General features: G+C 31.7%; 14 protein-coding genes. 6 read left to right on the plus strand and 8 right to left on the minus strand.

What is annotated here, in order from left to right; genetic code table 11:
- Positions 1-226: 226 nt before the first annotated feature.
- The 3 genes from MUN68_RS04850 to MUN68_RS04860 form a co-directional block, all read right to left on the minus strand.
- A complete protein-coding gene (locus MUN68_RS04850) occupies positions 227-847 on the minus strand; it encodes a tRNA (guanine-N1)-methyltransferase (RefSeq protein WP_249995535.1) in 621 nt (206 codons plus the stop codon).
- A gap of 147 nt (positions 848-994) precedes the next feature.
- A complete protein-coding gene (locus MUN68_RS04855) occupies positions 995-2,443 on the minus strand; it encodes a glyceraldehyde-3-phosphate dehydrogenase (protein WP_249995536.1) in 1,449 nt (482 codons plus the stop codon).
- A gap of 193 nt (positions 2,444-2,636) precedes the next feature.
- Positions 2,637-4,055, minus strand: coding sequence for a S1C family serine protease (locus MUN68_RS04860; protein ID WP_249995538.1), 1,419 nt, complete (start codon positions 4,053-4,055; stop codon positions 2,637-2,639).
- Between the two features lie 143 nt (positions 4,056-4,198).
- Between MUN68_RS04860 and dapF the strand changes: the two genes are divergently transcribed.
- The 5 genes from dapF (at position 4,199) to MUN68_RS04885 (ending at position 8,242) form a co-directional block, all read left to right on the plus strand.
- On the plus strand, positions 4,199-4,972 hold the full coding sequence (gene dapF, locus MUN68_RS04865; RefSeq protein WP_249995539.1) for a diaminopimelate epimerase: 774 nt from the start codon (positions 4,199-4,201) through the stop codon (positions 4,970-4,972).
- A complete protein-coding gene (locus MUN68_RS04870; RefSeq protein ID WP_249995541.1) occupies positions 4,972-5,496 on the plus strand; it encodes a GNAT family N-acetyltransferase in 525 nt (174 codons plus the stop codon). Before dapF ends, MUN68_RS04870 begins: the two co-directional genes overlap by 1 nt.
- A 1-nt stretch (position 5,497) precedes the next feature.
- The gene (mltG, locus tag MUN68_RS04875) at positions 5,498-6,541 is read left to right on the plus strand and encodes an endolytic transglycosylase MltG (protein ID WP_249995542.1); all 1,044 of its coding nucleotides are present in this window, start codon (positions 5,498-5,500) and stop codon (positions 6,539-6,541) included.
- Between the two features lie 2 nt (positions 6,542-6,543).
- The gene (locus tag MUN68_RS04880; protein ID WP_272792404.1) at positions 6,544-7,455 is read left to right on the plus strand and encodes a DUF2279 domain-containing protein; all 912 of its coding nucleotides are present in this window, start codon (positions 6,544-6,546) and stop codon (positions 7,453-7,455) included.
- A 109-nt stretch (positions 7,456-7,564) separates the two neighbouring features.
- On the plus strand, positions 7,565-8,242 hold the full coding sequence (locus MUN68_RS04885; RefSeq protein WP_249995544.1) for a lytic transglycosylase domain-containing protein: 678 nt from the start codon (positions 7,565-7,567) through the stop codon (positions 8,240-8,242).
- Positions 8,243-8,301: 59 nt separating this feature from the next.
- Here MUN68_RS04885 and MUN68_RS04890 read toward each other — a convergent pair whose 3' ends face one another.
- The 5 genes from MUN68_RS04890 to MUN68_RS04910 are packed head-to-tail and all read right to left on the minus strand — an operon-like array spanning position 8,302 to position 11,719.
- Positions 8,302-8,844 (minus strand): mechanosensitive ion channel domain-containing protein, encoded by a 543-nt coding sequence (locus MUN68_RS04890; protein WP_249995545.1) that lies wholly within the window; start codon positions 8,842-8,844, stop codon positions 8,302-8,304.
- A gap of 57 nt (positions 8,845-8,901) precedes the next feature.
- Complete coding sequence (locus MUN68_RS04895) at positions 8,902-9,486, minus strand: Maf-like protein (RefSeq protein WP_249995546.1); 585 nt, start codon at positions 9,484-9,486, stop codon at positions 8,902-8,904.
- A gap of 8 nt (positions 9,487-9,494) precedes the next feature.
- Positions 9,495-10,406, minus strand: coding sequence for a geranylgeranylglycerol-phosphate geranylgeranyltransferase (locus MUN68_RS04900; protein WP_249995547.1), 912 nt, complete (start codon positions 10,404-10,406; stop codon positions 9,495-9,497).
- Positions 10,407-10,440: 34 nt separating this feature from the next.
- Positions 10,441-10,971 (minus strand): KdsC family phosphatase, encoded by a 531-nt coding sequence (locus tag MUN68_RS04905; RefSeq protein ID WP_249995548.1) that lies wholly within the window; start codon positions 10,969-10,971, stop codon positions 10,441-10,443.
- Positions 10,961-11,719 (minus strand): Rossmann-like and DUF2520 domain-containing protein, encoded by a 759-nt coding sequence (locus MUN68_RS04910; RefSeq protein ID WP_249995549.1) that lies wholly within the window; start codon positions 11,717-11,719, stop codon positions 10,961-10,963. Before MUN68_RS04910 ends, MUN68_RS04905 begins: the two co-directional genes overlap by 11 nt.
- Before the next feature lie 85 nt (positions 11,720-11,804).
- On the opposite strand from MUN68_RS04910, the gene MUN68_RS04915 reads away from it, so the two are divergent.
- Positions 11,805-12,203, plus strand: coding sequence for a group III truncated hemoglobin (locus MUN68_RS04915; protein ID WP_249995550.1), 399 nt, complete (start codon positions 11,805-11,807; stop codon positions 12,201-12,203).
- Positions 12,204-12,235 lie beyond the last annotated feature (32 nt).

Consider the following 12,235-nt stretch of genomic DNA (forward strand, 5'->3'; position numbering starts at 1 on the left):
ATAATTTTGTGTGATGTTGAAATCAAAGATTCATAAATACTTAATTTAAAATAATTATCAATGAATAAAGAAGTTCAGCATGATGACATAGTAATGTATAAAAAAATCTGTAATCGAAATTACAGATTTTTATTGATATTGTTATAAGATACTGAACTCAAAGAGTTATGAATTTTATACTTTAAAGTAAGTATTAATGAATAAACAAGTTCAATATGACAAATTATTAAGCATTCTTCTGCTCATTAATCATGTCTTGTAATTGACGTCTTACTTTTTGTTCACGCTCCAAAGCATTACGTCTATGCTCTTCAAATTCTTCTTCAGTTTCTTCTAATGTTTTCTTAGCTTGTTTTGTTGTCGAATTACTGTTCTTAAATTTATAAATGAAAAACAATAATAATGCAGAAAGCACACCAACAATACTCCATAAAAACATGCTGTAGTTGGGTTTAGTCATTTGCATGCCAAACAATTGCATACTGTCTTTTTCTGAAATAGTATTCGATAATTCCGACTTAGTATTAGTCAATTCAGTATTTAAATCGTCAATAGTTTTGGCCTGAGTTGTTACTACTATTTGTGTTTCGTCAAGATCTTGGTAAGTGGTTTTTAGTGAATCTAAAACGTTAGCCTTTAATTTGAGTAACCAAGCTTGTTTTACAGCTTCGTATTTTTGGCCTTTAGTGCCTTTAAAGTTTCCGGATTTTCTAAAGACATATTCAAACTGACTATCGATTGTACCACTATTGAGTGATAGTTTATCAGTTTCGTCTACATCTTGTGCATTTGCGTTTATATAGAATGCAGCAAATATTAACAGTAATAGCGTTTTAAATAATTTCATCTTGGTTGGTAAAATTAATAGTGTGATTATTAGGGAACAATATAATAAAATTATAAAGATTTACTTCAAAATAATTAAACAATTAGCCTCACAAATTGTGAGGCTAAAGTATATACGATTTAAAAATAAATTTAGATGTTCTATCTACTAGTAGTAAGTAAAACGTCTAACTTTAGCAATATATTTAGCTAATCTAATCACTTGATGACTATAACCATATTCGTTATCATACCAAATATAAAGTATGGTGTTTTTGCCTGTAGGTCTTACAATTGTAGCTTTACTATCATAAATTGAAGGCGCTGAGCTTCCTACAATATCGCTAGATACTAATTCATCACTCATTTCATATTTAATCTGCTCAACTAAATCACCTTCTAATGCATACTTTTTCATCATTGCATTCATAGCATCAACAGAAGTTTTCTTTTCTAAATCTAAATTTAGAATAGCCAAAGATCCATTTGGTACTGGTACACGAATTGCATTTGAAGTCAATTTCCCTTCAAAAGATGGTAATGCTTTAGATACTGCGCTGCCAGCTCCAGTTTCTGTAATTACCATGTTCAATCCAGCTGCACGTCCACGTCTGTATTTGCTATGGAAATTATCAACTAAGTTTTGATCATTAGTATACGCATGAATCGTTTCTAAGTGACCACTTATAACTCCATATGTATCTTCAACGGCTTTTAAAATAGGAGTGATGGCATTAGTAGTACAAGACGCTGCAGAGAAAATATCGACTTTATCTGGATCATTTTCTAAATGATTTACGCCATGTACAATATTTGGAATTCCCTTTCCTGGTGCTGTTAATAATACTTTATTTATACCTTTTGATTTTAGGTGTCTGCTTAACGCTTCTTTATCTCTAAAGGCTCCTGTATTATCAATAACTAATGCATCTTTAATACCATATTTTGTATAATCAATATCTTCTGGTGCATTCGCAGAGATGATGTTAACCGTTGTTCCATTAATAATTAAAGCACTATTTTTTGCATCCGCAATTACAGTTCCTGAAAAATCACCATGTACAGAATCATTTCTTAATAAAGAGGCTCTTTTTTCTAAAACAGTCTGGTTAATCGTTCCACGAGTTACAATAGCTCTTAAACGCAATTGACTTCCTTTACCTGTTTTAGTCATTAATTCTCTAGCCACTAAACGACCAATTCTTCCGAAACCGTATAATACGACGTCTTTTGGTTTGATATTTTTATTTTTCTTAGCGCCTTTTAGTTTATTAGCGACAAAACCAGTAGCATTACTATACTTTTGGTCTTCTAAGTGAAACTCGTAAGTTAGTTTTCCAATGTCTAATTTGGCAGGAGGAAGGTCTAATGTTTTAATAGCTTGTGCTATTTCTACCGAATCAAAAATTGAAATTGGTTTTTGTACAAATTCTCCAGCATACTCATGCAGATTTAAAATTTCGCTAACATTTCTATCAATTAATTGGTTTCTGAACAATACCAATTCGATAGATTTGTCGTACCAAAGGTCGCTCACGATTTTAATAAATTCTACTGTTGCTCTTCTTCGATCTGCTTGAAAAGCTAATTCGTTTTCATAAGTTCCGTTCAAACTCATTGTTTTAAATTTAGTGTGTTGTGTTTTTGTTTTAACGCTTCAACTTTAATCTCTTAAAATTGTAAAAACGTCTCTGTTTCAGTTTGCAAAAATAATATATTTCAAACGTTTTCGTAGCGTTTTTTTGAAAAATAAAAAACCCATTAAATTCATTTGATTTTAATGGGTTTTCTGTGCTAAAAATTTAGTGTTTTTAGCGAATTAAAAATTGCTCACGCTCTCCGTTTTTATTAATAAGTCCGATTTTTTTAATGTATTGCTCAGGATTTGCGCCATATTTTTGTTTTAATACAGAAATATCCTCAATGCTTTTTATTTTAATGTTATTAATATCTGTAATGATATAATTTGAAGACATGCCAAGATTTTCAGATAACCAATCATTATTGTTTCTTACAACTTCAACACCATAATCAATATCACTTTCTAATTTGCGTTCATCTGAAAGATTCTTCAATTCCATTTTCATAAAAGTAACAGTAAGAATGTCAGTTTTTGAAAGTGAAACTGGAAATGTTTTTACTTTATCATCTCTAATAATTTCAACATTTACAACATCATCAGGACGTTTGGTTTTGAGGTAGCCACTTAAATCTGAAAATTTAGAAATCTCTATATTATCTATTTTCTTGATGATATCACCAGTTCTAATGCCAGCTTTTTCAGCTCCTGATTGTTCAGTGACATCAGCTACATATACACCATTAATTTCATTGAGACCTTTTTCAATGGCTTCTTTAGAATTGGTGTTGAGAAGTGAAACGCCTAAAATTCCGTTTTGAACATTTCCAAATTCTATAATATCTTCTACAACTTTTCTGGCAATATTACTTGGTACAGCAAACGAATATCCAATATATGATCCAGTTTGAGACGAAATAGCTGTATTAATTCCAACGAGTTCTCCATTGGTATTTACCAAAGCTCCTCCAGAATTTCCTGGATTTACGGCTGCATCAGTTTGAATAAAAGATTGCGAATTTCTACCAGATAAATCTCTTGCTTTTGCACTAATAATTCCAGCAGTAACTGTTGATGTTAGATTAAACGGATTGCCAACTGCTAAAACCCATTCACCAATATGTGCAGCATCAGAATCGCCAAAAGTGATAAAAGGCAACTCATTTTCTGCTTCAACTTTTAAAAGAGCAATGTCTGTTTTTTCATCGGTTCCAATAAGTTCAGCATCATATATCTTATTGTCATTTAAAGTTATTGAAATAGATTCAGAACCAGCAATCACATGGTTGTTGGTAATAATGTATCCATCTGGTGAAATAATAACACCACTTCCAGTACCTACTTGTGCGCGTTTAGATTGTTGTCTTCCGAAGAATAAATCTTGCATCGTCATTGGAGCAGAAACTAAAGCTGTGTTTTTAACATGAACAACAGCGTCAACAGTTTTTTCTGCAGCATTTACAAAACTATGGTGTTCTGCTGCTACTAAATTAGCGTTGTTCGTTTTATAATTTGTTGGAACAAAAAAGGGCTGTTCTACTGAATTTTGAACAGTGATGGGATCTTCTTTTTCCAAAAATAGTTTGTAGGCAGATAATGTAATTACTCCACCTAATACTGAAACAAATACTAAAGTTAAGATTTTTTTCATTTTTTAAATATATTTATAATTAGGTAACATTAAAATTAGCTATTTATTGAATTCGCAATTCAACTTTAACGATTTTTAACGTCACTTTTAACGCTCATTTAACACTATAATTATCGTGGCATTATTCCTATATTTGCATCCATATGCAATTGACTTTTTATAAATATCAAGGTACAGGAAACGATTTTGTGATGATTGATAATCGTCAGCAGTTTTTTGATAAAAAAGACACGAAACGTATCGCGTTTTTGTGTGACAGACGTTTTGGAATTGGTGCTGATGGATTAATTCTTTTAGAGAATCATGCTACAACAGATTTTAAAATGGTGTATTATAATGCTGACGGAAATGAAAGTTCGATGTGTGGTAATGGAGGACGATGTATTATTGCTTTTGCAAAGTATCTTGGAATTATAAAAGATTCAGCAACTTTTGAAGCTATAGATGGTTTTCATGAAGCTACAATTGATCATGCTATTGTGAGTTTGAAAATGCAAGATGTTTCAATTATTGAAAATCATAATACGCATGTGTTTTTAGATACTGGTTCTCCACATCATGTGCAACTAGAAGAAGAATTAGAACAACTTGATATCAAGACTAAAGGATATCAAATTAGATATGGAGCACCTTATAATGAAGTAGGTAGTAATGTGAATTTCGTGTCTAAAAACACTACGACTAATTTTTCGGTAAGAACCTACGAACGTGGTGTAGAAGATGAAACACTATCTTGCGGAACAGGTGTTACAGCAGTAGCTCTAGCAATGCATTTTATAGGTGAAACGGAAAAGAATGTAATAACACTGCAAACACAAGGTGGACTTTTAAATGTGTCTTTTGAAACAGTAGATAAAGGTTATAAGAATATTTGGTTAATTGGTCCAGCAACTCTAGTTTTTAAAGGAGAAATTTAATGATAAATCTAAAAGGTAAACATATTTATTTGCGTGCTTTAGAGCCAGAAGACTTAGATTTTATCTATGAGATTGAAAATGATCAGTCGGTTTGGGAAATTAGTAATACCATGACGCCTTATTCCAGATTTTTAATCAAGCAGTATCTTGAAAATGCTCATCAAGATATTTTTGAGGCAAAGCAATTGCGTTTGGTGATTTGTAACTCTGATAATCTTGCAGTCGGACTTATAGATTTGTTTGATTTCGATTTTAAAAATAAACGCGCAGGAATTGGTGTCTTAATAAAAGATATAGCTAATAGACAAAAAGGATTTGGCAATGAAGCTTTAGAATTACTAATTGATTATTCTGCCAATCATTTAGATTTGCAACAATTATATTGTAATGTTTCCGAAGACAATAGAATGAGTTTGAAACTGTTTAAGAATCATGGTTTTGAAATTGTAGGTCTTAAAAAAGACTGGAATTTAGTTAATGGTGCTTTCAAAAATGAATATTTCTTACAACGAATATTGAAATAATATGTATATCAAAAAAATACTTTGGGCAATCGCACTTATCGGCTTGTTAGTAGCAGCTTATTTTGCATACTTTGTGTATGGAGCCATGTTTAAAGCGAATACTGCTTTTAATAATAACGAAGCTTATATTTATGTGTCTAGTAATGCTTCTTACGAAGACGTGAGAGAACAATTAGAACCTTTGCTAATTGATATTGATGGCTTTGATGCTTTAGCAACTCAAAAAAAATACACCACTAATCTAAAAGCTGGTAAATACGTTATTAAAAAAGGAATGAGTAATAATGATATTATCAATTCTATTCGAATTGGAAATAAACCTATAAAATTGTCATTCAATAATCAAGAATCTCTTGAGAAATTAGCAGGACGTGTAAGTCAGCAAATAGAAGCTGATAGCTTGTCATTAATCGAAGCAATGACAAACGACGTATTTTTAAAGTCAAGTGGATTTTCAGATAAAACAGCTTTAGGCATGTATATTCCCAATAGTTATGAGGTGTTTTGGAATACATCAGGAGAAGCATTTAGAGACCGAATGCTTAAAGAGTATAATCGCTTTTGGAATACGGATAGAAATGCCAAAGCAAAAGCAATAGGATTGTCTAGAGATGAAGTGATGGCTTTAGCTTCAATTGTTTATGAAGAATCAAAACAGTCTGTCGAGCAACCGAGAATTGCTGGAGTGTATCTAAATAGAATTAGAATTGGCATGCCTTTACAAGCGGATCCAACATTAAAATTTGCTGCTTATAAACTACCAAAATATAAAAACACTGTAATCAAAAGAGTCCTTAATATTCATAAAGAAATAGAATCTCCATATAATACGTATAAGTATGCTGGATTGCCTCCAGGATTGATTGCTATGCCAGACATTTCTGCTGTAGATGCTGTATTGAATTTCGAGAAACACAAGTATTTATATTTCGCAGCAAATGCAAAAAAACCTGGTTTTCATAAGTTTGCTAAAACGTTATCTCAACACAATGTAAATGCAAGAGAATATCAGAGGTATTTATCATCTCAAGGCATTAATAGATAGGAGTGAAATATCGTTTGGCACATATTTGTCTTCTTTTATTTGTGTCAATCAATTCATTTTCACAGTCTAAACTAGATACTTTTCTAAAACCAAGTGATACTTTAAATACGTCACGAAGAAATACCGTTATAATCACTGAAGTCGCTTTAGGTGCTTTAACTTTAGCTGGTTTAGATCAATTATGGTATAAAGATTTTCCGCGCTCTAATTTTCATACGATTAATGATTCAGATGAATGGCTTCAAATGGATAAACTTGGTCATGCATTTTCTGCCTATCAATTAGGAAAAGTTGGAGCAGATGTTTTAAAATGGAGTGGTGTCAATAAAAAAGATCAATTAATATATGGTGCTACATTAGGGTTTACATTTCTCACAGCTGTTGAAGTTTTAGATGGTTACAGCGCAGAATGGGGATTTTCATGGTCTGATATGGCAGCAAATGCAGCAGGTACAGGATTGTATATCGGACAAGAATTACTTTGGAAAGAACAACGCATCTTATTAAAATATTCGTTTCATCAAACAAAATATGCATCTCTGCGTCCTGATAAGTTAGGCGATGGTTTCATGGAAGAATTCCTAAAAGATTATAATGGTCAGACCTATTGGTTGAGTGCAAATGTAAATTCTTTTGTAAAATCGAGTACACTTCCAGGTTGGCTAAACGTCGCTTTTGGCTATGGTGCAGATGGAATGTTAACTGGAAAAAGCGAAAACGTTAATAACTTATTCATAAGTCAGAATAGACAGCGTCAATATTACCTGAGTTTAGACGTCGATTTGTCGAAAATCAAGACAAAATCTAGGCTGCTGAGATCGTTGTTTGACGTTTTTAACACGATTAAAGTACCATTTCCAACCATGCAGTTCAACGATAAAGGGACGGTAAAGTTCCATTACATCTACTTTTAACAACACTTTAACTGCTTATTTTCAATAATTTAAAAAATGGCTTATATTTGCATGCTGAAATTGTAAGGTAATTAAAGGGACAATATTACCATACATAAAGTTAGCTATTATGATGAATAAAGTAAGTAATTATTTTGCTATCCCTCTAGCTATTTGTAGTGTTATGTTTATGGCACTAAAACCGAGCCCTTCATTAGATGTCGCTATGTATTCGACTGAGGGATTAGAATTGGACTTCACAGTTCAACATGATGTAGCTTCAACAACTGAAGCTACAGAAACACATTTGTCAAATCCTTTTCAAAAAAAGCACACGTATTTCCCTTATATAGGAAAATCGTATACAGGATTTAAAGAAGCTTTAGCCTTTAAAGAATCAAGAGGAAACTATTTTACCGTAAATACTTTAGGGTATTTAGGAAAGTACCAATTTGGAGCTGAAACTTTAAAAATGATTGGAATTTACAATCCGAATCAATTTTTATACAATCCTGAATTACAGGAAAAAGCGTTTCTTGCCAATGCAGAGCGTAACAAATGGATTCTTAGAAAAGATATCAAGCGTTTTGATGGAAAGAAAATCAATGGTGTTTTGGTAACTGAGTCTGGTATTTTGGCTGCAGCACATTTAGCTGGTCCAGGTTCTGTAAAGAAGTACTTAAGAAGTTATGGTCATCAGAATTTTTCAGATGCTTATGGTTCTACTGTAAAGCATTATATGAAAAAGTTTTCAGGATATGATACCTCTTCAATAGTTCCAGATAGAAAGGCTAAGGCCGTTTTATAAATGATCTAATATTTTAATATATAAAATCCTTGAGGTAAAATCTTCAAGGATTTTTTTTATTAAATAGAATCACTTCCTTCGTCAAAAAAGTCATCTATTGCATCTTTTTCAACGAGAGTCACTGCTTTTTGCAACATTAGATTATTGGGATAGGTTACCAAATCACCATTATCTAGTCTTAAATGTAATTGAAATGCTCTAATATCTTCTATAATTGCTTCTATAGGAAAGTCTTTGTCATGAATCTCAATTTTGTCGCCTACTTTATAAGGAAAATTGAAAAACATAATAATTCCAGAGGTGATATTACTTAATATAGACCAAATTGCAAAAAGTCCAATACCTATTACTGCAAATACTGAAGAAAACAATACTGTAACTTCTTTTAATTGAGCACCAAAAACAAAGGCTTCAATAAGTAATGCAATAAGAATAAGAGCAACCGAAACATACCGACAAATCAATTTAATTCGCGCATCATTAATTCCGCTTTTTCTTCCTATTTTTCTTACTAATGTGTGCGCTATAATTCTAATGATAAAAAGAAATAGAAGTACTATTGCAGTTAAGATCAATTCAGTTTGATAAGTTTCAAAAAACATAGTTAGAAAATTATAATGTCTTATTTAAACAGTAAAGGTAACTTAGAAATAGTTTAACTAAACCATACTGTTTAATGTTTTATAAACTAAATGTGTAGGTAAACCGACGACGTTAAAATAGGATCCTTCAATACTTGTAATTCCGATATGACCAATCCATTCTTGAATCCCATAAGCGCCTGCTTTGTCATATGGTTTGTAGTGGTCTAAATAGTAGATGATTTCTTTTTCAGTAAGTTCTTTAAAGGTAACTTTAGTAATCGCATTTACGGTTTTTTGAGAAGAAGCTGTTGTAAAACTAACAGAGGTAATCACTTCGTGAGTTTTATGACTCATAGATTGTAGCATATTAAAAGCATCTTCTTTACTAGAAGGTTTTCCGAGGGCTTTTTCATCATTCCAAACTATAGTATCACTTGTAATAAGAATATCGTTTGGTTTTAAATCATCTTTAAATGGAAGCGATTTTAATTGCGATAAGTAATCACTTATTTCAAAGTGTCTGAGTCGTTTTGGATATTCTTCGTGAACAGGTTTTAATCTTACTTCAAAATCAAGACCTAAATCTTTAAAAAACTGCTGCCTTCTTGGAGATCCAGAAGCTAAAATGAGATTGTGGTTTTTCAGTTTGTCGCTTAACATAAACTAAATTATTTCAGAATAAAAGGATATAATAACAAAGATAACATTCCTAAAAGCATGATGACTTTATATGTCGTACTAATATAATGATAGTGTTTTTTTGAAGTCGCATTATATAATTTAATTGTAGCATAAATCAAAGGTGCCAAAATAAAGGTTAGAAAATAACCAATTGCGATTTGTTGCTTGTATAAATAGGTGACTATAAAATAAATGACTGCAATAATTGGTAATAAGCTAACCGCTATTGCAATATAATTTGCACGTTCACGACCAATAACAATCGGAAGTGTATTCATTTGAGCATTGTAATCACCATCTATATCTTCAATGTCTTTTATCATTTCACGAACCAGATTTATAAGGAATGCAAATACAGCGTAATCGACAAGAATTCTAAAAAATGTAATCTGTGTTGTTTTATTATCTTCAGTAATAGCTGGTAACAAATCAAAAATCCCAACAATTAAAATACTCATTGCTACTAGTAATGAAATAACAATATTACCAATAACAGGAGTCTGTTTTAAAAAGGAAGCATAGACATATAATGCTGCAGAAATAATTACAAAAATGGAAAAGAAAGCGCTTTTACCAACACTATGTGATAAATAAAACCCAAGTCCAACACCAATTAAGTTTAAAGTGATATAAAGATTAAAAGCCGTTTTCTCTGAAATAGATTTACCTATAATTAATTTGTCAGGTTTATTTACAGTATCAGTTTCGATATCGTAAATGTCATTAATGATATTTCCTGCAGCAGCAATACAAATTGTTGCTAAAATTAATAGGGAATAGCCTAGCAGATTCAATTTTACATCAATCTGAAAAGGTTCAAATAAGGCAAATCGGATTAAGAGTTGAACTACTATAATTAGTAATAAATTCTTGTAACGAATAAGATTTAAAATAGGCAAGGATTGAAGGTTTTATAGTTTTTTACTCTGAAAATTAATCGTATTTGGCATCAAAATTACCATCCCATTTATTGTGAACTTTCAAGACTTGTTCAATCACATCTCTTACAGCGCCTTTGCCACCATCTTTATGAGAAATATATTTGCTAATGGCTTTAACTTCGTAAACTGCATCTTGTGGACACGTAGGTAATCCTACCAATTTCATCACAGGAACATCAGGAATATCGTCTCCCATATATAGAATGTTCTCTAATTTTAAATTCTTGTTTTCAATGTATTCGTTGAGCTGATCAATTTTATTGTGAGCTCCAAGATAGATGTCTTTAATGCCTAAACCTTCTAAACGTTTTTGTACACCTAAATTACTTCCGCCAGAAATAATGCAAATATTAAATCCAGCATCAACAGCAGTTTTTAGTGCATAACCATCCTTAATATTCATACGTCTTAGCATATCACCATTTGTCATAATGGTAACTGTACCATCAGTGAGTACGCCATCTACATCAAAAATGAAGGTATTGATTTTGTGTAAATGTTCTTTATAGCTTTTATCTTCCATGAGTTTTTTTGATTGAGTCTGTCAGCAGTTTATAAATGGCTTCGTGATGCTCATTGTCTAACGCTTTCAAATGTTTTTTTATGGTCTTCTTATCGTTGCGTTTCGCTGGACCAGTTTGCGCTCTATATGGCGACATATGATGCACTTTTTTCGCAGTTTCTAGAATTAAAGGTTTTAACATATCAAATTCTGCGCCTTGAGATTCTGTGATTTCTTGTGCTACGCGATAGATCTGATTTGTAAAATTATTCACAAAAACAGCAGCCAAATGAAGTGAAGCACGTTGATCACTATTAACGCGTTTAGCATGATCAGAAATACTAGCACCTAGTTTTTTTAAAAGGGCATAATCTGTTCTTCTTAATGTTTCTAGACAAAGCGGAACTTCAGAAAAATCTATTGGAGCGGCCTTTGAAAAGGTTTGCAACGGATAAAAAACACCACGTCTATTTTTTTTATCAATATCGTAAGGGCTTACACTTCCTGAAGTGTGCACAACAAATTTATTTTCAAATGGCAATAGAGACGATAATTCTGCAATGGCATCATCATTAACGGCTAAAATATAAACATCTGCTTCTACCAATTTTGACAGGTCATCTGTGGTTTCAACTTTATTTTTATACGTTTCAATTGTTTTTAAACTTCTGTTATACCATTGTTTAACAGTGACGTCTTTTGATGCTTGAAATGCTTTATATAAATGCGTGGCAACATTGCCTGCTCCTAATATTACTACTGAAATCATACTGCTAAAATACAATAGAATTACGACATATAAATTATGTTATTTTGATTTCCTGTTTAGTTTTAAACAATTAACTTTACAAGTAATGAAACAGGACATTCAAAATAGAGAAGACATAGCCTTATTGGTTTCTGAGTTTTATAAAAAAGTAAGGCGAAATGAGGTTTTGGGACCATTTTTTAATGATACTATTAAACATTGGGAAGACCATTTAAATCATTTAACTGCGTTTTGGGAAACCAGTTTATTTATGACAAGAAAGCTCGAGAAAAAGTATTATGGAAACCCGCTTGAAGCTCATGTTAAAGTTGATGAAAATTTTAATCATTCAATAACAGAGCTTCATTTTGGAATTTGGCTTAACCTCTGGTATGAGACTTTAGATGAATTATTTGAAGGTGAAGTAGTAGAAAATGCCAAACGAAGAGCTCGAAAAATGGGTGCATTTATGTATTTAAAGATTTTTGAAGCACGACAGAAATAACTCAATCGCATCTTTTTAACACTTTTTAGAAC

Origin of the sequence: Psychroserpens ponticola (assembly GCF_023556315.2) — a bacterium.
Classification (GTDB): Bacteria; Bacteroidota; Bacteroidia; order Flavobacteriales; family Flavobacteriaceae; genus Psychroserpens; species Psychroserpens ponticola.